This window comes from Antrihabitans spumae, from assembly GCF_043944905.1.
GTDB lineage: Bacteria > Actinomycetota > Actinomycetes > Mycobacteriales > Mycobacteriaceae > Antrihabitans > Antrihabitans spumae.
Genome location: NZ_JBIMSN010000138.1, coordinates 64,213 through 85,526 on the forward strand (window position 1 = coordinate 64,213; position 21,314 = coordinate 85,526).

At 64.4% G+C, this 21,314-nt stretch carries 16 protein-coding genes; 7 read left to right on the forward strand and 9 right to left on the reverse strand.

Features of this window, described 5'->3' with window-relative positions:
• Positions 1-42: 42 nt before the first annotated feature.
• Complete coding sequence (locus ACHIRB_RS26960) at positions 43-1,104, reverse strand: DUF3152 domain-containing protein (RefSeq protein ID WP_395117096.1); 1,062 nt, start codon at positions 1,102-1,104, stop codon at positions 43-45.
• A 249-nt stretch (positions 1,105-1,353) separates the two neighbouring features.
• Here ACHIRB_RS26960 and ACHIRB_RS26965 point away from each other — a divergent pair, with 249 nt between their 5' ends.
• The gene (locus ACHIRB_RS26965; protein ID WP_395117159.1) at positions 1,354-2,001 is read left to right on the forward strand and encodes a TetR/AcrR family transcriptional regulator; all 648 of its coding nucleotides are present in this window, start codon (positions 1,354-1,356) and stop codon (positions 1,999-2,001) included.
• Between the two features lie 11 nt (positions 2,002-2,012).
• Here the strand turns inward: ACHIRB_RS26965 and ACHIRB_RS26970 are convergent, their stop codons facing one another.
• The gene (locus tag ACHIRB_RS26970; RefSeq protein WP_199703056.1) at positions 2,013-2,243 is read right to left on the reverse strand and encodes a DUF3107 domain-containing protein; all 231 of its coding nucleotides are present in this window, start codon (positions 2,241-2,243) and stop codon (positions 2,013-2,015) included.
• 132 nt (positions 2,244-2,375) lie between these two features.
• Positions 2,376-3,056, reverse strand: coding sequence for a ferritin-like fold-containing protein (locus ACHIRB_RS26975; RefSeq protein ID WP_199703057.1), 681 nt, complete (start codon positions 3,054-3,056; stop codon positions 2,376-2,378).
• A 402-nt stretch (positions 3,057-3,458) separates the two neighbouring features.
• On the opposite strand from ACHIRB_RS26975, the gene ACHIRB_RS26980 reads away from it, so the two are divergent.
• Together ACHIRB_RS26980 and ACHIRB_RS26985 are read left to right on the forward strand one after the other, a co-directional pair.
• Entirely contained in the window at positions 3,459-5,081 is a 1,623-nt protein-coding gene (locus ACHIRB_RS26980; protein WP_395123288.1) for a DEAD/DEAH box helicase, read from the forward strand.
• Positions 5,082-5,090: 9 nt separating this feature from the next.
• A complete protein-coding gene (locus tag ACHIRB_RS26985) occupies positions 5,091-6,311 on the forward strand; it encodes an Rv3212 family protein (protein WP_395117092.1) in 1,221 nt (406 codons plus the stop codon).
• Positions 6,312-6,333: 22 nt separating this feature from the next.
• On the opposite strand, the gene ACHIRB_RS26990 is transcribed toward ACHIRB_RS26985, so the two are convergent.
• Entirely contained in the window at positions 6,334-7,119 is a 786-nt protein-coding gene (locus ACHIRB_RS26990) for a ParA family protein (RefSeq protein WP_199703059.1), read from the reverse strand.
• A gap of 207 nt (positions 7,120-7,326) precedes the next feature.
• Here ACHIRB_RS26990 and ACHIRB_RS26995 point away from each other — a divergent pair, with 207 nt between their 5' ends.
• The 3 genes from ACHIRB_RS26995 (at position 7,327) to ACHIRB_RS27005 (ending at position 8,999) form a co-directional block, all read left to right on the forward strand.
• Entirely contained in the window at positions 7,327-7,938 is a 612-nt protein-coding gene (locus ACHIRB_RS26995) for an acid phosphatase (RefSeq protein ID WP_395117090.1), read from the forward strand.
• Positions 7,935-8,411 (forward strand): GNAT family N-acetyltransferase, encoded by a 477-nt coding sequence (locus ACHIRB_RS27000; RefSeq protein ID WP_395123194.1) that lies wholly within the window; start codon positions 7,935-7,937, stop codon positions 8,409-8,411. Before ACHIRB_RS26995 ends, ACHIRB_RS27000 begins: the two co-directional genes overlap by 4 nt.
• 123 nt (positions 8,412-8,534) lie before the next feature.
• Positions 8,535-8,999: a hypothetical protein gene (locus ACHIRB_RS27005; RefSeq protein WP_199703062.1), complete on the forward strand. Its 465-nt coding sequence runs from the start codon at positions 8,535-8,537 to the stop codon at positions 8,997-8,999.
• Position 9,000: 1 nt separating this feature from the next.
• Here ACHIRB_RS27005 and ACHIRB_RS27010 read toward each other — a convergent pair whose 3' ends face one another.
• On the reverse strand, positions 9,001-9,276 hold the full coding sequence (locus tag ACHIRB_RS27010) for a MoaD/ThiS family protein (RefSeq protein WP_199703063.1): 276 nt from the start codon (positions 9,274-9,276) through the stop codon (positions 9,001-9,003).
• Between the two features lie 177 nt (positions 9,277-9,453).
• Here ACHIRB_RS27010 and ACHIRB_RS27015 point away from each other — a divergent pair, with 177 nt between their 5' ends.
• Complete coding sequence (locus ACHIRB_RS27015; RefSeq protein ID WP_395117086.1) at positions 9,454-10,746, forward strand: NAD(P)/FAD-dependent oxidoreductase; 1,293 nt, start codon at positions 9,454-9,456, stop codon at positions 10,744-10,746.
• Here the strand turns inward: ACHIRB_RS27015 and ACHIRB_RS27020 are convergent, their stop codons facing one another.
• The 4 genes from ACHIRB_RS27020 to ACHIRB_RS27035 are packed head-to-tail and all read right to left on the reverse strand — an operon-like array spanning position 10,747 to position 21,003.
• Positions 10,747-11,226 (reverse strand): phosphopantetheine-binding protein, encoded by a 480-nt coding sequence (locus tag ACHIRB_RS27020; protein WP_395117155.1) that lies wholly within the window; start codon positions 11,224-11,226, stop codon positions 10,747-10,749. It lies immediately after the preceding gene.
• Complete coding sequence (locus ACHIRB_RS27025; protein ID WP_395123193.1) at positions 11,226-16,100, reverse strand: SDR family NAD(P)-dependent oxidoreductase; 4,875 nt, start codon at positions 16,098-16,100, stop codon at positions 11,226-11,228. The genes ACHIRB_RS27020 and ACHIRB_RS27025 overlap by 1 nt, the downstream gene beginning before the upstream one ends.
• Positions 16,037-19,123 carry an SDR family NAD(P)-dependent oxidoreductase gene (locus ACHIRB_RS27030; RefSeq protein ID WP_395127804.1) on the reverse strand — a complete coding sequence of 1,029 codons (3,087 nt, stop codon included), beginning with the start codon at positions 19,121-19,123 and terminating at the stop codon, positions 16,037-16,039. The genes ACHIRB_RS27025 and ACHIRB_RS27030 overlap by 64 nt, the downstream gene beginning before the upstream one ends.
• Positions 19,072-21,003, reverse strand: coding sequence for a type I polyketide synthase (locus tag ACHIRB_RS27035; RefSeq protein ID WP_395123192.1), 1,932 nt, complete (start codon positions 21,001-21,003; stop codon positions 19,072-19,074). Before ACHIRB_RS27035 ends, ACHIRB_RS27030 begins: the two co-directional genes overlap by 52 nt.
• Positions 21,004-21,314 lie beyond the last annotated feature (311 nt).

Sequence of the window (21,314 nt, forward strand, 5' to 3'; positions counted from 1 at the left end):
TCGCAATCATCCCCCGCGAACATCATCCCTCTCGAAAACGCGTCAGCCGCGTGGGTAGGGCCAGGGATTGAATCGACACACCTTGCCGTCCATCGGGACTACACCTTCGGGGTCGAGCGTGGCGATGTCGTTGTTGGCGGTTCCGAACGACTGTTGCATCATCACCGGCGCCAAGCCACCGTCGGTTTCGCACGGCTGATGCTGTTCGTAGCCGATGGCATGACCGACCTCGTGGTTGATCAAATATTGGCGGTAGGAGCCGACGTCGCCCTGGTAGGACACCGCACCCCGCACCCAGCGGGCCTCGTTGAGAACAACGCGGTCGGTGTTGAGGTTGTTGCACGACGTATCGAGCGGAATGTCGTAACCACAGACGTCGCGTGTCGTCATCGTCGAAGTCAGCGACACCCGAAAGTCGGGCTCTCCCTGGTCGATCCGACGAAATCCGAAACGTGGGTCCTGAGTCCAGCTCTTCGGATTGGCGAGGGTCTGATCGACCATGACGGCGAACGATTGATCACCGCCGTAACTCGCGGTGTCCACCCCGTTCTCGACCTCGACCGTGTAGGTGAACACCCGCTCCGTCCCCGCGCCGATCTGAGGCGTCGTGCCTGCGACGACGTGCCATTCGCCCGCTCCCTGTGGCGAAAAGTTACCGCCGGGTGGAAGAACGCCGGTCGGAACATTCTGGTCGAACGAACCGTCTCCTCGCGGCGGCACACCGACGACGCCGGTTCCGTCGGAATCATGAGACAGCTCGCCGAAACCCGGATTGCGGTCCGGGTCTGCCGCTAAGGCGGTATCCACGCTCCGAACAGCATCGACGACGACGAAGGCGGTCACCGCGAGAAGAATTGGAATTGCATATGCGCGCCAGCCGTAATTGGCTGCGAATCGCCCGATCCGACTCTGCCTTTTGGTTCGACGTTCCGGTCGTGGCTGACGGGCGCGACCTTCGTCGCGTGTCGTCGGATCCCATTGCGCGCGAAGCGGTTGATGCGACCGCGCAGGCCCGTAGCCGCCGCCTTTCGCCTCGAAAGGGGACGGAGAACGGGCTCCACTGGGCATGGAGCCACGCAGCCGCGGTCCGCCTTGCTCGGTCACTGTTTCAGAATGTCACAGTCCCGTCGCGGTGCGAATTGCCCCGCCGGGTTCGCACACCGTGAAAATGTGCGCCGACATCGCTCCCTTGCGGTTGCCGAGTTCTGTCCGACGAAACAGCCCTGAATGTTTCGCGTCCACTTCGCGGTATCCTGCAAGATCAGGCGCGCACACAACCGTGCCCAAGCAAAACAGACTGCACACGTGACGATTCAGACCAGAATCAAGACGTCCGAAACGATGGGAACCGAAATGACCGAAATCGCCGACCCGATGTCGTCGATGGGTCGTGCGCCGGCCAAACGCGGTAGCAGGTTGCCCAAGATCGAGCGCCGCCAGCAGTTGCTCGCTGCGGCGAGCGAGGTCTTCGTGACGCGCGGTTATCACGCGTCCGGCATGGACGAGATTTCCGAATGTGCCGGCGTCAGCAAACCGGTTCTGTACCAACACTTCCCGAGCAAACTCGACCTCTATTGCGCCGTGCTGCAGAGTTATGTCGACAGTCTGATCTCAGGGGTTCGGCAGGCACTGCGTTCGACGACGGACAACCGGCAGCGCGTCCGCGCCGCTGTGGCAGCGTTCTACGAATTCGTCGACCACGAACAGCAGGGCTTTCGCCTGATCTACGAATCCGACCTGATGGGTGAGCCGCAGGTCCAGCGTCGCGTCGAGGAAGCAACCGAGGCTTGTGTCGACGCGGTCTTCGATCTGGTCAGCCATGATTCGGGGTTGGACCCCTACCGCGCTCGCATTCTTGCGGTCGGGCTGGTCGGCGCAAGCCAGGTGACTGCTCGGTACTGGCTCGACGCCGATCGCCCGATCCCCAAGGAAGATGCAGTCGAGACGACGGTCGCCCTCGCGTGGGGCGGCCTATCGCACGTGCCGCTGCAACACGGCTGAAGCGAACTTCACTAGCGAGACGTGAATCCGACCCGAGCACCGACGGTCGGTCCAAGTTCCACGTAGGCGATCTTCGCGGCCTGGACGAGGTACTTGCGTCCCTTTTCGTCGGTCAGTGCGACGACGCCGCTGTTGCCACCCGCGAGCGCCTCGGTCACCACAGCCTCGACCTCAGCCGGCGTCTGTTCGCTGGCGATAACCAGCTCGCGCGGGCTATCCGAGATACCGATCTTGACCTCCACGGCCAACCTCCGAACGTTTCGAAATCACTTGTCACTGGTCAGGCTAGTGCAGCCGAGCAGTCACCGAACGCGGCGCAGCTGTGCTGTCAGCGAACAGCGATGCGGGCACTGCACGGGACAGGCGGCCGCCAACTACATGAGGCCGAGGACCTGCATCCGTTGCGAATGGCTTTCCTGCATGCGGTCGAACAGCGCGACGATGCCGTTCAAGGTCCCCGTCGCGGTGATCAAGAGATCGGCGAGCTCTTCGCGCTGAGCCATGACGAATTGCGCCTGAGTGATTGCCTCACCGAGCAGTCGGCGTCCCCACAGCGTCAGCCTGTCCTTCTCCTGGCGGTTTGCGGCGACAGCACTTCGAACCTCGTCGACGACGAACTCCGAATGCCCGGTCTCGGCCAGTACGTCGCGGACGACATCGGCGATTTCCGGCGGCAATGCTCCCGCGATTTCACGATAGAAGTCTGCGGCGATTCCGTCGCCGACGTAGAACTTGACCATCGATTCCAACCAGGTCGACGGGTTCGTCGAGGCGTGGTAGGCGTCGAGCGCCCGAACATAGGGCGCCATCGCATCGAAAACGTCGACGTCGCGTTCCGACAGAGCGCGTTCCAGTGTCGTGAAGTGATTCATCTCGGAGGCGGCCATCTTCGCGACCGCGACCTTGCCGCGCAGGCTCGGAGACAGCTGCGCCTCTTCGACGAGGCGGTAGAAGGCAGATATTTCGCCGTAGGCCAGGACGGCGAACAGATCCGAGATCCCCGGCTGATCCGGTGCGATTTGCGGGGTCACTGACGCGGACGAATTGGCTCCCATAGGTGCCAAGCGTAGCCGTTGCGCGGTTCCGCTGCGGCTGGCGTGCGCAGCCTATTCGCGCGACGCTCGCTCGTTCGATTCCAGCATTTGGACTGGACAAGTTACCATTGGGTTGGGCATCCGATAGTTACCGCAGCAGTCGTAGGTTTCGAGGGTCTTCGAGAACACCGACCAATCGACGCTGCAACCCGAATCTTCACCGCGGATTCCCACAGATAATGTGCGCGCACCTGATCCGCGTCGCAACCGAGCTTCGCCGAATTTCTCCACATTCTGCGCTGAGGCCGGCAGCGAAATCACACCGGATTCGATGGCAGTCTGTTACCGAATACAGACACCGGCTGACAACTCGGCCCGGCCCCACACCTCGTGCGCGCGTGCTGAACGAGGAAGGCCAGACCCCTGAGCAAGATCACCATCGACGACGAACCCGGCGTAGCCGAGACGTTGATCGACGCAACCATCGACGATTCACACACTCCCCCAACCTTCGCTGAGCTGGGCGTTCGCGACGAAATCGTTCGCGCCCTCGCTGAGATCGGCATCGACCGAACCTTCGCAATCCAGGAACTCACCCTCCCGCTCGCACTGAGCGGTGAAGACCTCATCGGCCAGGCTCGAACGGGCATGGGCAAAACGTTCGGCTTCGGCGTCCCGCTGCTTCATCGCATCGCGACTGCGGACACCGGAACGGCCGTGCTCGACGGAACACCTCGCGCACTGATCATCGTGCCGACCCGTGAACTCTGCATTCAGGTCACCAAGGACCTCGAAAACGCCGGCAAGCATCTGCAAGCCAACGACCGCAAACTGAAGGTGCTCGCCATCTGCGGCGGCCGTCCGTACGAGACGCAGATCGACGCGCTTCGCAACGGCGTCGACGTTGTCGTCGGTACGCCGGGGCGCCTGCTCGATCTCGCGAATCAGGGACATCTGATCCTCGGCAAGATCGCAGTGCTCGTCCTGGACGAGGCCGACGAGATGCTCGACCTCGGCTTCCTGCCCGACATCGAGCGGCTGATGAGCATGGTCCCCGACCAGCGCCAGACCATGCTGTTCTCGGCCACCATGCCGGGCCCGATCATCACCCTGGCCCGCACGTTCCTCAACCGGCCGACGCATATCCGTGCGGAAGAGGCGCATTCGTCCTCTGTGCACGAGAGCACGACGCAGGTCATCTACCGAGCACATGCGTTGGACAAGGCCGAAATGATCGCTCGCGTGCTGCAGGCTCGCGGCCGCGGCGCCACCATGATCTTCACGCGCACCAAACGCACAGCGCAGAAGGTGTCCGACGACCTCGCCGAGCGTGGGTTCGAAGTCGGCGCCGTCCACGGTGACCTCGGTCAGGTGGCACGCGAAAAGGCGCTCAACGCATTCCGCAAGGGCAAGATCGACGTGCTGGTCGCGACCGATGTGGCCGCGCGCGGCATCGACATCGACGACGTCACGCACGTCATCAACTACCAGTGCCCCGAGGACGAGAAGACCTACGTCCACCGGATCGGCCGGACCGGACGCGCCGGACGCACCGGTATCGCCGTGACGCTGGTCGACTGGGACGACATGCCACGCTGGCAGCTGATCGACAAGGCGCTCGGTTTGGACAAGCCGGAGCCGGTCGAAACCTACTCGAGTTCACCGCACTTCTTCGCCGAACTCGACATCCCGACCGAGGCGAAGGGCACGATCCGCAAGGCGCGGCCGGCCGCCGAACCGGCACGCGAGGCGCGCACTCGCGACGACAACGCGCCGGCGGCCGAGAAGCCCGCAGGCGAACGTCGTAAGCGAAATCGTCGTCGTACCAGGTCGGGAACTCCGATCACAGGTGACGTCGAGCAATCCGGATCGAGCAAGGAAGCCTCGGCGCAGCCGAATTCCGAGCAGGCAACAGCGGCCACCGCCGAGACTGCCACCGAGTCGACCTCCGACGCTCCTGCAAGGCGCCGCCGCAGGCGTCGGCGTCCGTCCGACACAGGCTCGAGCACGCAGGCAGCCGACGCCGTTTCGGCAGGCGCGGAGTAACCTCCACCCGTGCTTGCACCTGAGCGACGCAGCCGCGGCGACCTGATCGCGGCTGCCCTGATCGTGGTGTTCGTCATCGTTGCAGCAACCGTCGTCTGGTTGCGCAGCGATGCTCGCGGCACCACCTCCATCACCGCCGAATTTCCGGCCGTCCAGCCGGAAACCGCACTATCCGTTCCCGAGAACCTCGGCGAGCGGTGGCGCGCGGACAGCGGTGTCACCGATCTCCCTCTCGTTGCAGAGGGTGCGGTCGTCACCGCGGACGGCGACGCCGTGATCGGTCGTGATCCGGCTACGGGCGACGAAATCTGGCGCTACCAGCGGAACATGCCACTGTGCGATGTCATCAGTGCGTGGGGCGACGTCGTTGCCGTCTATCGAGACCGGCGAGGCTGCAGTCAGGTGACTGCGCTGCGCGGCTCCGACGGTCTGCGGCAGGGCAACAGAACGAGTGACGCCGACGATGCTGTGACCCTCGGCTTCGACGGAACGTACGTGCGTTCGCAGGGAGCGACGAGGATCGAGTTGTGGCGATCCGACCTGGTCCGCACCGTCGAATACGGCAGGATCGACGCACCCGTCAACCCGAACAGCCAACCGCGGTCGGGATGCACGATCGACTCCGCGGCGTCGAGTTCATCCAAACTTGCTGTGCTGGAACGCTGTCCCGGAGAGCCAACCGACCGGCTGACCGTTCAGAACCCCGCTCCGAAAGATGCACAGAAGCCTGAGGAATCAGGTTCGGTTGTGCTGGAGGAACTTTCGCCCGGCACCAGCGGCGTGCGGATCCTTGCAACGGCAGGAGACAAGACCGCTCTCTACCTGCCCGGCGACGGCGGAGCCTCGAAACCGCGGATCGGCGTGTTCGACGGCAACGCGAAAGCTATTGCGCAGTACCCCCTTCCAGCGTTGCTCTCCCCCGACGCGAAAGTATCGAAAGTCGGCACGGGGTACAACATCTGGACGGGTTCGCAGGTCGTCGCGCTGAGTTCGACGGATCTGGCACCGCTCTGGACGTTCGACGGTGCACTCGGCCCGGGTGGTGCTATGGCGGGTCGAACGTTGATTCCCGTCGCCGACGGTATAGCCGTCGTCGATCCGATCACCGGGCAGCAGCAATCGCGAATCACCTTTGCACGCAACGATTCCGCGTCAGGACCCATCACGACAGCGGTGCTCGGCAACTACGTCTTCGAACAGCGGGGAAGCCAGCTCGTCGCGCTCGGTTGACCGTGTCGAACCACCGGTTCACTCAGGCGAACGTCTGCAGATCCTTGCCACCCCACCAGTAGTCGCACAGCGACCCGGCCAGTTCGCGGTACGCGTCGGCGCCCTTGCTGCGTTTGCCTGCCATAACCGACGCACCTGACGCCGATGCTTCGGCGAAACGCACCGTACGCGGAATGGCGGGCGCAAGCACCGGAAGGCCGTAGCGATCCGACACGTCCGCCAACACGTCGCGAGCGTGCGTCGTCCGTGAGTCGTAGAGGGTCGGCAACGCGCCGAGCAGTTCCAGATTCGGATTCGTGATCTCTTTGACCTCGGACACGGTCCGAAGCAGTTGGCCGACGCCGCGGTGGGCGAGGGTCTCGCACTGCAGTGGAATCAATACCGAATCAGCGGCAGTCAGACCGTTCAGCGTCATGATGCCGAGCGATGGCGGACAATCGATGATGATCACATCGAACTCGTCGCGCAGCGGAGCAAGCGCCCGCTTGAGCGCAAATTCGCGACCTGGCTTCATCAACAGCACAGCATCAGCGCCCGCGAGATCGATGGTCGCAGGAAGCAGCGAAACACCGTCGACCGTGTCGAGCAAAACTTCTTTCGCGTGCACACCGTCGGTGAGCACGTCGTAGATCGAGGCCTCCAGTCGATCGGGATTGTGCCCGAGCGAAAACGTAAGACACCCTTGGGGATCAAGATCAACCACGAGGACTCGCTGGTCACGGGCCGCGAGCGCTGCACCCAGTGAGGCCACCGTCGTCGTCTTGGCTACCCCACCCTTTTGATTCGCCACCGCGAGAACCGTAGTCACCGCACCGATCCTTCCGTAGTTTCATGAATCCGGCGACTATTTGCTGGTAGCTAGCACTCTGCGAGCACTATCAGCGTCGGCACGGCCACGTTTGGACACCCTCGCCACGAGCCGCGTCGGTAGAGGTATACCCCGTCGTGGTCGCATTGGAACGCGCGACACCTGATACCCGCCCGAATGCGGTCCAGCGCGAGGCATGATTGGACCATGATTGCCCCGATCGGCCGCCTGATAGTGATGCGTCACGGCGAAACCGAATGGTCGAGATCCGGTAAACACACCGGACAGACCGACCTCCCGCTCACCGACCTCGGCGAGGCTCAGGCCCGTGCTGCCGGTGCCGAGCTGGCACTGCTCGAGTTGGACAACCCGCTTGTGCTTTCCAGTCCGCGAACGCGAGCTCTTCGCACAGCAGAGTTGGCGGGAGTGACCGTCGATCGAGTGTGGGACGACCTCGTCGAGTGGGACTACGGCGACTACGAAGGCCTCACCACCCCCGAGATCCGCGAGACCGTTCCGCATTGGACCGTGTGGACCCACCCCTGTCCCGGCGGCGAGTCCGCCGAGTCGGTGCAAAGCCGGGCCGATACCGTGCTGTCCGTCGTGACGCCGCAACTCGAGGAACGAGATGTGCTGCTGTTCGGACACGGCCACTTCACCCGCGCCCTGATCGCGCGCTGGACCCAATTGCCCGTGTCGGAAGGTCGCCGATTCGGGATGGCGGCCGCATCCCATTCGGTCCTCGGATACGAGCACGGCTGCCAGCAGATCTACCTTCACAACGTGTTTCCACGAGGAGTAACACAGGGAGTTGCATGATCCGCCGCGCCACCCGCGACGACGTACCCGCGATCGCCGAACTCGTCTACGAGTTGGCCGAGTACGAGAAGGCGCGCCACGAGTGCACCCTGACCGTCGAGCAACTCGACGTCGCGTTGTTCGGTCCTTCTCCTGCGCTGTTCGCACACGTCGTCGAAGTCGACGAAACCATCGTCGGAACGGCTGTCTGGTTTCTCAATTTCTCGACGTGGGACGGGGTACACGGCATCTACCTCGAGGACCTCTACGTCACCCCACAGCAGCGGGGCGCCGGGCACGGCAAGGCACTGCTGGCCGCGCTGGCGCGCGAATGCACCGAGCAGGGCTACAGCAGGCTCAGCTGGGCGGTTCTCGACTGGAATGCGCCGTCGATCGCGTTCTACGAAGCACTCGGCGCCCGCCCGCAGGACGAGTGGACGGCCTACAGGCTCAACGGCGAGGTGCTTACTCGACTCGGCTCGATGCCCACATAGGTTTGGCCGACGATCGAAGAACAGCACGAGCGCCCGACACCGCCGAGTACGGCGGGCGAGCGGTTACGAGCACCTCCCCAGACCGCAGGACAACTGTTTCGGATTATCCGTGAAAGGTGCCCAATGGCCCTGACGAATACCTTCGCCGTTTTTCAGACCGTCGTGCTCGCCGCATGGTTCGGTGCGATGGTCTATTCGATCGTCGTCGTACAGCAGTTCCAGCTACGGGTGGCCGATCCGGAATCCTACGAAGACGTCGGTCAGTTGATGGCGAGCGGCTCCCGCAGACGGATCCTGCGACTGGCTTTCCTGATCGGTGTGTCCGGGACCGGTCTCGCGATCAGCCGTGCCACCGCTGACCCCGGTCCGAGCGATACGTGGGTCGTCTTGATGTGCGTCAAGCTGGCGCTGTACGTCGTCGCGTGCAGCGCCTTCGCCTACCAGTCGTGGTGGGTGTGGCCGCGTCGAATCTTCGCGCTGCCCGCAGAAATGCCGGCCGTGCGGCGCACGTTCCTGATCACGTCGCTGGTGATGGCGACAGCACTCGGCCTGATGCTTGCCGTCGACGTGATCGCGGCGACGGCCTGACTCAGGCGCCGCCCGCCATCGCCGACAGGATGGTGATCGCCGAGCCTTCCTTCACCTCGGTGTCCAAGCCTTGCTCGTTGCGAACGTCGTTGTCGTCGACGTAGACGTTGACGAACCGGTGCAGCTTGCCGTCGGACGCGATCCGGCCTTCGAGGCTGGCGTACCGGGACTCGAGGTCGGCAAGCACCGCAGCTACCGTGGATCCGGACGCCTCGACCAGCTTCACCCCGCCGGTGTGGCGACGAAGCACCGTCGGAATTGTGACCGTAACCGCCATGACGAATGTGTCCTCTCCTTGGCCCAGCTTGCTCCGGCACGAGACTGCGCTTGGGCGATGCTACGCCGAGTCGGCATCACGGGATTGGAAATCTCGTCACCGTCTGGACCGACTCGACGCTACGGTGGGAGAATTGGCCCGGCAGGACGCGGCGAATCGGACCGAGAGGACCCCATCGTGAACGACGAGTACGACGTGCTGGTCGCCGGTGGCAGCCTGGCGGGCTGCGCAACGGCAATCAATCTCGGTCGCAAAGGTTTTCGTGTCGGCGTGCTGGAAGCGCATCGCAATCCCGACTTCTACAAGCGTGTGTGTACCCACCTCATCCAACCGACGGCGCTGCCGACGTTGCAGCGCCTCGAGCTCGACACCGCAATCGAGGCAGCCGGCGGAGTCAAGATGCACGCCTCCTTCTGGACGCCCGTCGGCTGGGCGCACGAACGCGACGCAGGCGAAATGGACCGCCACGGCTACATCCTTCGGCGGTCGGTGCTCGACCCCGTGATTCGTGAGATGGCCACCGCGACGCCTGGCGTCGACATGTTGCTCGGCGCGAAGGTGCTCGATCTCCACCGCGACGGCAACGGCCGAATCGACGGTGTGGTGACACGCATCGACGGCGCCGAGCACACGTTGCGCGCACGGCTGGTTGTCGGCGCCGACGGCGCCAACTCGCGAATCGCCGACGCCGCAGCGCTACCTGCGAAGCTGTCACCGAACCGCCGCGCCAGTTATTTCGCGTACTTCCGCAACGTGCCGATTCCCGAAGGCAACTTCCGGGTTTGGTTGATGCCACCCGATGCACTCGGCCTGATCGGCTCGGACGACGGCGTCACCCTCGTCTCGATGTTGATCGACAAGTCACGGGTACCGGAACTGCTCGAAGGCGGCGAAGACTACCTTCGGCGACGCTTCGCCGAGCTTCCCGATGCACCGGATCTGTCTCAGGCACATCGTGTTTCCGACATCGTCGGAACGAAAGACCGACCGAATATGACGCGGTTCCGGGTTGTTCGCCCAGGTTTAGCGCTCGTCGGTGATGCGGCGCTTGCGGCCGATCCGCTGCGCGGTGTCGGGTGCGGTTGGGCGCTCGAAGGTGCCGAGTGGCTCGCCGACGCCATCTCCGACGCCCTGGCCGAGGGCGATCCACAGGCGATCGATGCCGGCTTGAAGCGCTACCAGCGCAAGCATCGCAGGCAGTTGCTGCCGCAGCAGGCGATGTTCAACCGGAACAGCCGCCAGGCCGCACCACCGCCACCTGTGCGAAAGTTGCTCGCGACCGTTGCGGCAGATCCCTATGTCGCGCAACGATTCTGGCCGGTCATTGCCCGAAGCGCGTCCGCGCGGACCCTGCTGGATCGGCGCGTGTTCTCGGCTCTTCGACGCTCCGGTGGTCGCAGCCTCGACGCGTGGCGGATTCCAGAACGCACTCCAGCGGACACGGTCGACACCCGGGCCGACGTCGGCTGATCAGAACGATCCGAATTCCTCGTCCACCAGGTCGAACAGTTCGTCGTCTGTCACCGAGTCGAGCGCCGTCGCCTCGTCTTGTTTCGATCCGAGCTGCGCCCGCATCTCTGCCTCGAAGCGACTCAACGTAGCGCGTGCCGACTCTCGATCGTCCTCGTCGGTCAGCGATGTCAGCAGAGTTTCTATCTGGCGCAGCGCACCGCTGATCCGTTCGAGCGACGACGGAGCCGACCGGGTACCCAGTGCCGACGTCACGAAATCCGCGACCGCACGCGGCGTCGGGTAGTCGAAGACGAGGGTCGACGGCAGTCTGAAACCGGTCGCGCGTGCCAGCCGGTTACGCAATTCGACCGCGGCAAGCGAATCGAGGCCCAGGTCGGCGAACGTCGTTGCCGGATCGACAAGTTGGGTGTTCGCAACCACCGCAACATGTTCGCGCACCAGGTCCAGGACTGCCTTCGCACGGTCCGCGCCGTCCATTACTGCCAACTGCGCCGAGACTCCGGAATGGTGTGGGGCGGATCGAGGTGCCAGTCCACCGAGCAGTTCGTGTTCTTGCCCGGCCCGACGTGCCTGCGGGTCGGTCCGCAGCGCTGCCAACACGGCCTTGTCTGTCGACAGCGCGGCATCGAACAGTTCGAGGCCCGCGTCGCGCGTGAGCGGGACCAGACCGAGCCGTTGCCAACGGGCGAGGTCGGTCGCGGCGAGTTTCGCGGACATTCCGCCGTCGGTCGTCCCATCGATGCTCCAGGGCCCCAAGCCAACGACGTCGCCGGATAACCGGCAGCTCGTCGATCGCGTGCCAGTGCATCGAGTGCGGCGTTCGCCGCAGCGTAATTGCCTTGTCCCGCAGTACCAAGCAGCCCCGCAATCGACGAGAACACAACAAAGGCCGACAGATTCAGACTTCGTGTCAACTCGTCCAGCGCCAGCGCACCGTCTACCTTCGGTGCCCACACCCGATCCAGTTGCGTAGGTGTCATCGACTCGATCGTGGCGTCGTCGAGGACCCCGGCCGCGTGGATCACCACAGAAAGTGGTTGTTCGGTCGGTATCGCCGCCACGACCGATTCCAGCGCGGGTCGATCGGTGACATCGCACGCCGATACCGTTACTGCACAACCCAACTCGGTGAGTTCCGCGATCAGCTCGTTCGCCCCCTGCGCTGCTCGACCACGACGGCTCACCAATACCAAGCGCCGTATTCCGTGCGTCACGACGAGGTGCCGCGCCAACGCCCCACCCAACCCACCGGTGCCGCCGGTGATCAACACGGTCCCAGCCCATTCCATCGGCGCGCGCGTTTCGACCGCGAGGCGGACCAATCGGGGTACCTCGACAACGCCTGCACGGCAACGCACCTGCGAATGTGGCGACGCCAAGATCGCAGCAAAGTCGGTGCCGTCCGGATCGTCGGTATCCACAAGCACGAACCGGCCCGGATGCTCCGATTGCGCCGAGCGGACCAAACCCCACACACCCGCAATCGATTCGGTCGTCAACACGACCATGCGTGAATCGTCGGAGGGTTCGGCGAGGAATTTCTGCAGTTCCGCCAGCACCGACGCAAGGTCGCCGGCACCGTCGATGCGCAGTGTCTGCGTATGGGGTTCTTGGGTGGTCTGGTCGTCCAACTGCACTGGCACCCAGTTCAATTCATAAAGTCCGTCGTTGCGAATCGAGTGGTGGTCGGTCAGCTGTGCCAGCTCGACCGGACGGTATACCAACTTGTCGATCGCGACGACGGGAGCGCCGAAGGGGTCCACCGCTGCGATCGTCCATGCCGAGTCGCCGCCGACACCGACACGCACACGTAGCGCCGTGACACCGGTCTTGAATCGGCGGACACCGTTCCAGCTGAACAGCATTCGCCCACTGCCAGTGCCGTCGAGCGACACCATCGCACCACCGTGGACGGCCGCATCGAAGAGTCCCGGGTGCAATCCGTATGCCGCGCCGAGTTGATCGTCGTCGAGCGAGGCCTCCACATACAGGGCATCATCGACGCGCCATGCTGCCCTGATGTCACGGAAGGTCGGGCCGTAATCGAAACCGGCCGAGGATAATTGGGCGTAGATCTCGTCGACACCCACAGGCTCGGCTCCGACCGGCGGCCAGACCCCGCCGGTGAGGTCGGCAAACGTCTCCAGTCCCGCGTCTGCGGTCGGCGCAATGGTTCCGGAAGCGTGACGTGTCCATTCCGCTTCGGCCGCATCAGCCGCATCGGGACGTGAATAGACCGCAACCGAGCGTGCACCGACGTCGTCGGCGGCAGCGACTGTCACCTGGATCCGCACAACCTCTGCAGCGTCGAACGTGAGCGGGACTTCGAGTGTGAGTTCGTCGACGTAATCGCACCCGATTTGCTCACCGGCGCGCATAACCATCTCGACAAACGCTGTTCCCGGCACGACGATCACACCGAGCAACACATGGTCGGCGATCCACGGATGGGTGTCGACGGACAGGCGACCGCCGAAGATTCGCTCGCCTCGTCCCGCCACCGAGACGTCGCTGTCCAGGATCGGATGATCGAGTGTGCTCTCGGCCTGCGGAGCGGCGAGCCAAAAGCGTTGGTGCTGGAAGGGATAGCCCGGCAGATCCACCCGCTGCGCACCCTGCCCAGCAAAGAACCTGGCCCAATCCACCGCGACGCCATAACAATGCGCATCCGCCACCGTGCGCACCACCGTCTGCACCTGCGAACGACCACGACGCTGCACCGCAACCACAGCATCGGCATCGGCATCGGCATCGATCACCGCCGACAACTGCGCATCCGGACCCACCTCAACGAACCGCGAGCCACCCACCGCCTGCGCCGCACTGATCCCGTCAGCGAAGCGGACCGGCTCCCGCACCTGCCGCACCCAATACCCCGGATCGGCGAACAACTCCGTTTCGAGGCGACCGGTCACAGTCGACACCAACGCAATACGAGGCAAGTTCCAGGTCAGATTCTGTGCCACCGCCGCGAACTCCGCAACCATCGGATCCATCAACTCCGAATGGAACGCATGACTCACCGTGAGCCGTTTCGTGCGCCGACCCGACCACCGCGCTTCCAGTTCCTCGATCCCCGCCACCGGACCCGACACCGTCACCGACGAACGACTGTTGATCCCCGCAATCGACACCCCAGTAGGTAGATCCGCAATGTCAGCCTCAGCGATTTCCACCGCGAGCATCGCCCCACCCGACGGCAACGCCGCCATCAACGCACCCCGCGCCGTCACCAACCGCACCGCATCCGCCAGATCCAACACCCCCGCCACATGCGCCGCCGCGATCTCCCCGATCGAATGCCCCACCACCACATCCGGAATCACACCCCACGACTCGAGAAGGCGACAGAGAGCCACCTCGACCGCGAACAACGCGAGCTGGGTGTTTGCCGTCCGATCCAGATCCGTTCCACTGTCGAACAACCACCCCGGATCACACACCTGTGTGATTGCATCCGCGAACACCGGAAACGCCTCGAACAACTCTCTACCCATCCCCGACGACTGCGCACCCTGCCCCGACAACACGAACACCGTCTTCCCCGCAACAACCTTCACCGGAACCACAGCATCCAACCCAGCCGGACCGACCACCGCCGCCCGCCACGGCAACTGCGCCCTACCCGCCAACGACACTCCGACATCCACCGCAGACACGTCAGGATGCACGTCCAGCCACCGCCGCAGCCGAAGCGACTGTGCAACAACAGCATCCGCCGACCGACCCGACACCACCCACGGCACCACCGACACCACAGGAGTCGGAGTGGGTGACGACTCCACAGCAGAACCAACGCTCGGCGCTTCCTCCACAATCACATGCGCATTCGTCCCACTGATCCCGAACGACGACACCCCCGCCCGCCGCGGCCGACCTTCGGCCGATTCCCACACCCGCGCCTCACCCAACAACCGCACCGCACCCACCGACCAATCCACATGCGACGACTGCGAATCCACATGCAACGACGCCGGCATCACCCCCCGCCGCATCGCCTCCACCACCTTGATCACACCCGCCACACCCGCCGCCGCCTGCGTATGACCCATATTCGACTTCACCGACCCCAACCACACCGGACCACACTCACCCCGACCCTGCCCATACGTCGCCAACAACGCCTGCGCCTCGATCGGATCCCCCAACGCCGTCCCCGTCCCATGCCCCTCCACCACATCCACATCCACCCCAGACAACCCAGCCGACGCCAACGCCGACCGAATCACCCGCTCCTGCGACGGACCATTCGGCGCCGTCAACCCATTGCTCGCACCATCCTGATTCACCGCAGAACCCCGCACCACCCCCAACACCCGATGACCCTTCAACCGCGCATCGGAAAGACGCTCCAACACAACCAAACCCGCACCCTCACCCCACCCAACCCCATCAGCACTGTCCGAGAACGACTTACACCGACCATCCGGCGCCAAACCCCGCTGCCGACTGAAGTCGACGAAGACGGTCGGTGTTCCCATCACCGTCACACCGCCGGCCAACGCGAGGCTGCACTCCCCCGATCGCAATGCCGCAGAAGCTTGATGCATTGCAACCAAGGACGACGAACACGCCGTATCCACCGAAACAGCCGGGCCCAACAACCCGAGCGAGTACGCAACTCGACCCGTTACCAGCGAACCGCCGGGTGTATGCGATCCGTAGTCGTGATACATCACGCCTGCGAACACACCGGTGTCGCTACCGCGCAACGACACCGGATCGATCCCTGCGTCTTCGAGCGCCTCCCACGCCACCTCGAGCAGTATGCGTTGCTGCGGGATGGTTGCCAGTGCTTCACGCGGCGAGATGCCGAAGAACGCCGCATCGAAATCGCCTGCGTCGTAGAGAAACCCACCGGAGTTCGTATATGACTTACCCTCCGCGTCGGGATCCGGATCGTAAAGATTGTCGTCCCATCCGCGGTCGTCGGGAAACTCGCCGATGACATCCAAACCGTCGGATACCAACTGCCACAGATCGTCTCGGGATCCAACTCCACCCGGGTATCGACAGCCCACACCCACGATCGCAATATGCTCTGCCGACTCGGCGATACGCGCCGGTTCAGCTGACACGCGCGATGCGCCGCTCGACTGTTCGACCAGGTAGACGGCGAGCGCCGTCGGCGTCGGGTAATCGAAGACCGCGATTGCAGGAAGCGGCAGTCCCGTAGCCGTTTTCAGACGGTTGCGAACTTCCAGCGCCAGCAGTGAGTCGAAGCCGAGATCTTGGAAATTTCTGTCCGGGTCGATGGCGTCCGGGGCAGTGTGCCCGAGTGCCACCGCTATCTCCGCGCGCACAGTGTCGAGCACCACTGAAAGCTGTTCTTGTGGAGCGATATTCGCCATTCGATCGACGAAAGTATGCGATCGTCCGACAGTGTGCGCCGACGGGCGCGGCTTCGGCGCAATGACACCCCACATCGGTGTACCCAGCCCGGCACGTGCCGCAAGGTTCGCGAGTCGACTGTCGCGGCAACCACGTCCGGGCGCAGGGAACGAATTGCCTCGTCGAAGAGCGTCAGCGCGTCCTCGGTCGGCAGCGGGGTCAATCCGGCGCGACCGAGCCTGGCAGTGTCGGTGTCGCTCAGTACGGCCGTCATACCGCCATCGGCCCTCCACGGACCCCAGGCGATCGACGTCGCGACGGAACCGGCCGCGTGCCGCTGCCTCGCGAGCGCATCCAAAAATGCATTCGCCGCCGCGTAGTTCGCCTGTGCAGGTGACCCGACAACCCCTGCGGCAGAGGAGAACAACGCGAACATCGACAGATCGTGGTCTGCTGTGGTGGTGTGAAGGTGCCACGCGCCGTCGACCTTGGGCCGCAGCACTCTCCTCAGTCGGTCGGGATCGAGCGTGCCGAGCACGCCGTCATCGACGACACCCGCGGCATGCACAACACCGACGAGCGGAACGTCCGCGTCGATCGACGCTACGAGTTCACGCACTGCACCGAGATCGGCAACGTCGCAGGCTACAACCCGCACGGCGGCACCCTGTTCCACCAGTTCCGCCCGCAGTCGCTCCACCCCCGGTGTCGACGCACCACGCCGGCTCACAAGCAGCAGGTGCCGAACTCCATGTCGGCGGAGCAGATGTCGAGCGAGAATCGCCCCGAGCCCACCTGTACCACCCGTGATCAACACTGTTCCGGCCGACAGCTCGAGCGGCGCTGTCAGCGTCGGCCCACCGCGTACCAATCGCGGGACGAACACCTCCGCTCCACGCAACGCAAGTTGTGGTTCGGTGGATTCTGCTGTTGCAGCGAGGATCTCAGCCGTGTCGGTATGGGCACCGTCGGTATCGACCAGCCTCACCCGGTCGGGTTCCTCTGCCTGCACGGATCGGACCAATCCCCAGACCGCGCCGGCACCGAGGTCGACCGGGTCGTCCTCGTGAACCGTTACGCCACCCCGGGTGAGGACGGTGAGGGTGCTCGCGTCGAACCTCGGATCCTGCAGAAAGCGCTGCAGCACAGCCACAACCGTCTGAGACGTCGTGTGCACGTTGGCAACCACATCGGTCTGCGCGTGGGCCGTGCGCACATCCACAACGACATCGGCAGGCACAACTGCTACGGCTGAGTCGACGACCGCGCTCCACTCGGCGTACGACACCGACGCGGGCGGGCAGTGCACCGGTTGCCACTCGACTCGGAGCAACGACGAGGTGTCGGACTCGTTGTCGTCGACCGCGATCGCACGCGCTGTCACTTCGGCAACCGAAAGCACCGGGCGGCCTTGCGAATCCACAACGACCAATGCCATCGTGTCTGGCGCAGTCACCGTGATCCGCGCACGGACCGCTGTTGCACCCGATGCTTGCAGCGTCACGCCTTCCCACACGAACGGCAGGAGGACACCGTCCGCGGAGCGCATCGCCAACTGTGCGTGCAGAATCGAATCGAGCAGAGCGGGATGCAACCCGAAACCGCTTGCGTCCGTCGAATCCGGCAGTGCAGCTTCGACGAACAGTTCGTCGCCACGGCGCCACAGCGCGGTCAGACCACGGAAGGCGCTGCCGTAGTGATAGCCGCTCGTCGCGAGGCGACCGTAGAGATCACCGAGCTCGACCGCGTCGCACCCGGGAGGAGGCCAGGCAGCAAGATCGACAGCGGGCGTATCAATTTCGGGCGAGAGCATGCCACTCGCGTGCAGGGTCCATTCGTCCACGCTCGAACCAGCGGATACCGTCTCGTCCCGCGCGTATATGGACACGGTTCGCGTACCCGATTCGTCTGCTCCACCGACAATCACGTGCACGACCGCAGCGCCGTCAGCGGAGAGTCGCATCGGTGCGGTGATCGACAGTTCGCGAATCGAACGGCAACCCACCTCGTCGCCGGCACGGACGGCAAGTTCGACGAAAACCGTTCCGGCAACGACGATGCTGTTGCCGATCCGGTGGTCTGCCAGCCACGGCTGCGCCATCGGGGACAGCACGCCGGTAACTACGACACCACCCGAATCCGGGTTCGCGACAATAGCATTCACCAGCGGATGGCCAGTCGCCCGCAATCCGGCTGCGTCGACGGCAGCGGCTCCTGCGCTCGCCCAGTACCGAACGGGGGCAAAGGCATACGGAGGCAGGGGCACGTACGTCGCGCCTTTTCCGCCGAGCATCGCACGCCATGTCACCGCGATACCACTAAAAGCCAGGGTTGCTGCCGCGGTGATCGTCGAAACCACACCACCGCGATCCTTACGCAGCAGCGGGACCGCGCAGACATCGTCGATCGAAATCGACTCGTGCAGCAGGTTCGTCAGGCCTCCGTCCGGGCCGAGTACGACGAAACGGACCACTCCTGCCTCGTCGAGCGAACGGATCGCATCGGCGAATCCGACCGGCTCACGCACCTGACGAACCCAGTACTCCGCTGTCGCCAGGTCGAGGTCGGCCGCAACGGTGGAAATCATCGGGATCGATGGTGTTGTGTAGGAGATGCTTTCGGCAACCTGTGCGAACTCGGCCAACATCGGCTCGACGAGCGCGGAATGGAACGCGTGCGACACCGGCAGGCGGCTGCACCGGTAGCCGCTCTGCTCGAGCACATCGACCAGAGCGGCGACGGGATCGGCAGCGCCGGAAACCACTACCGATGTGGGTCCGTTCACTGCGGCAATTTCGGTACCCGCGACAAGCGCCGACCTGACCTGCGCCTCGGATGCCTGCACGGCGACCATCGCGCCGCCGCCGGGCAGCGCCGCCATCAATTTCCCACGTGCTGCCACGAGGCGGGCGGCGTCAGCGAGGGACAACACGCCGGCGACGTGAGCGGCGGCAATTTCTCCGATCGAATGTCCGGCGACGAATTCCGGTGTTATACCCCAGGATTCGACAAGCCGGTACGAGGCGACACCGATCGCGAACAGTGCGCCTGTGCAAAGTCGGTGCGGTCGAGCAACTCCCGGTCACGTCCCCATACGACGTCCCGCAGCGGTTGGGCGGACTCCAGGTCGAGAACGGCTGCCGCCGCATCGAATGCCGCTGCGAAAACCGGGAACTCGGTGTACAGGTCCTGACCCATTCCGACGAACTGCGCACCCTGGCCGGGAAAGACGAATGCGGTTCGCCCGGCGATCGCGCTGCCACCGATCACAGTCGGCGAGGTGCGGCGCGCCGCGATCGCGTCCAGTCCGGCGAGCAGATCCGTGCGGTCGGTAGCCACCACAACCGCACTGCACCCGTGGCTCGACCGATTTGCGAGTGACCAGGCGACGTCCAGTGTGGAAAGGTCGTTCCTGGTGTGCAGCCACCGCGCCAGACGAGCCGCCTGACGTACCAGACCGTCATCGTCACGAGCCGTAAGCACCCACGGCACAACCGGATTCCCGGGCTCGGCGCCCTGGACAGACGGCTGCGGAGTGGGCGCGGCTTCGAGAACGAGATGCGCATTGGTTCCGCTGATGCCGAACGACGAGACTGCCGCACGCCGTGGCCGATCGCCTACCTCCCACGGTCGGGCCGAATCGAGGAGTTCGAGTGTGCCTGCCGTCCAGTCGATCTGGCGACTCGGCTCGTCGATGTGCAGCGATCTCGGCACCACACCATGCTCCATGGCGACAATCATTTTGATCACTCCGGCGACGCCTGCCGCGGCCTGTGTGTGGCCAATGTTCGATTTGAGTGATCCGAGCAGCACCGGTCGGTCGGTTTCGCGTTGCCCGTACGTGGCGAGCAGCGCGTGGGCCTCGATCGGATCGCCGAGTGGTGTACCGGTGCCGTGCGCCTCGACGACATCGATGTCGTCGACCCCCAACCCGGCAACGTCCAGCGCGGCTCGAATCACCCGCTGCTGCGACAGTCCGTTCGGAGCGGTGAGTCCGTTGCTCGCGCCGTCGTGGTTGATCGCACTTCCGCGAACGACTGCCAAGATGTTGCGTCCGTTGCGCTGCGCATCCGACAACCGTTCGACCAGGAGGACGCCGACCCCTTCGGACCAGCCGACACCGTCCGCCGCATCGGCGAAAGACTTGCAGCGCCCGTCTGCTGCGAGTCCGCGCTGGCGCGAGAAGTACTGAAACATTCCCGGTGTCGCCATGATCGTCACACCGCCGGCGAGCGCGAGGTCACACTCACGTGACCGCAAGGACTGGGCGGCCTCGTGTAGCGCCACGAGCGACGACGAGCACGCCGTGTCGATGGAGAGCGCCGGACCGTGCAGGCCGAGGTGACAGGCGATGCGGCCGGATACGACGCTGATCGTGTTCCCCGTCAGCGAATGGCCCTCGATTTGGGCCCAGCCTTCGGTGTTGAGCAGTCGCGCTCCGTAATCGTTTGCACTCGCGCCGGCGAAGACACCGGTTCGGCTGCCGCGCAACGACCTCGGATCGATGTCCGCGTGTTCGACGGCCTCCCAGGAGGTCTCGAGCAGGAGCCGCTGCTGCGGGTCCATGGCCATTGCCTCACGGGGCGAGATGCCGAAGAACTCGGCGTCGAATTCGGTAGCCCCGTCGAGAAACCCACCCTCGCGGACGTACGTGCGTCCTGCCGCGTCGGGGTCGGAATCGAAAAGCGCGTCGGTATCCCAATCCCGGTCGCGAGCGAACGCACCGATGGCATCACGTTCGTCCGCAACCAGCTCCCACAGCTCGTCCGGCGTCGTCACACCACCTGGCAAGCGGCAGGCCATCCCGATCACCGCGATCGGCTCCGTGCGCTCGGCACGCAGCCGACCGACCTCGCTGCGCGCCTCGCGAGCCTCACCAAGCGTCCGCTTCAGGTATTCCCTGAGCTTGTCCTCGTTAGACATGCCGTCATTCGCCGTTCGTCGGAACGTGTCGACATGACTCGGGTCCGCAGCTTGCGTCACGACGCGACCGAGTCGTACGCCCCACATCAGGCAGGGTGATCGACCTCCATCGTCCGGGCTGCAATTGCGCGTCGACGACGATCGCCGACCAACCCGGAAGCGTTGCTTGCCGTGCTGTCGCCCGCAGACGTCGCCCCCAATCGGATCATATCCACACAGATGGCTATCCGTGCCAGGACGGTGAAACCGGAGCGATCCGATACCCGACCATCCGGCCGCAGTATCACGAAAATGATTGCAGCAAGCGCTTT

Bases quoted from the DNA above. Each gene is read 5' to 3' on its own strand.
- ACHIRB_RS27020 (WP_395117155.1), bottom strand. From the start codon at position 11,226: ATGGACGGCGCGGACCGTGCGAAGGCAGTCCTGGACCTGGTGCGCGAA.
- ACHIRB_RS27035 (WP_395123192.1), bottom strand. From the start codon at position 21,003: ATGTCTAACGAGGACAAGCTCAGGGAATACCTGAAGCGGACGCTTGGT.
- ACHIRB_RS27000 (WP_395123194.1), top strand. From the start codon at position 7,935: ATGATCCGCCGCGCCACCCGCGACGACGTACCCGCGATCGCCGAACTC.
- ACHIRB_RS26975 (WP_199703057.1), bottom strand. From the start codon at position 3,056: ATGGGAGCCAATTCGTCCGCGTCAGTGACCCCGCAAATCGCACCGGAT.
- ACHIRB_RS26965 (WP_395117159.1), top strand. From the start codon at position 1,354: ATGACCGAAATCGCCGACCCGATGTCGTCGATGGGTCGTGCGCCGGCC.
- ACHIRB_RS26995 (WP_395117090.1), top strand. From the start codon at position 7,327: ATGATTGCCCCGATCGGCCGCCTGATAGTGATGCGTCACGGCGAAACC.
- ACHIRB_RS27025 (WP_395123193.1), bottom strand. From the start codon at position 16,100: ATGGCGAATATCGCTCCACAAGAACAGCTTTCAGTGGTGCTCGACACT.
- ACHIRB_RS27010 (WP_199703063.1), bottom strand. From the start codon at position 9,276: ATGGCGGTTACGGTCACAATTCCGACGGTGCTTCGTCGCCACACCGGC.
- ACHIRB_RS27005 (WP_199703062.1), top strand. From the start codon at position 8,535: ATGGCCCTGACGAATACCTTCGCCGTTTTTCAGACCGTCGTGCTCGCC.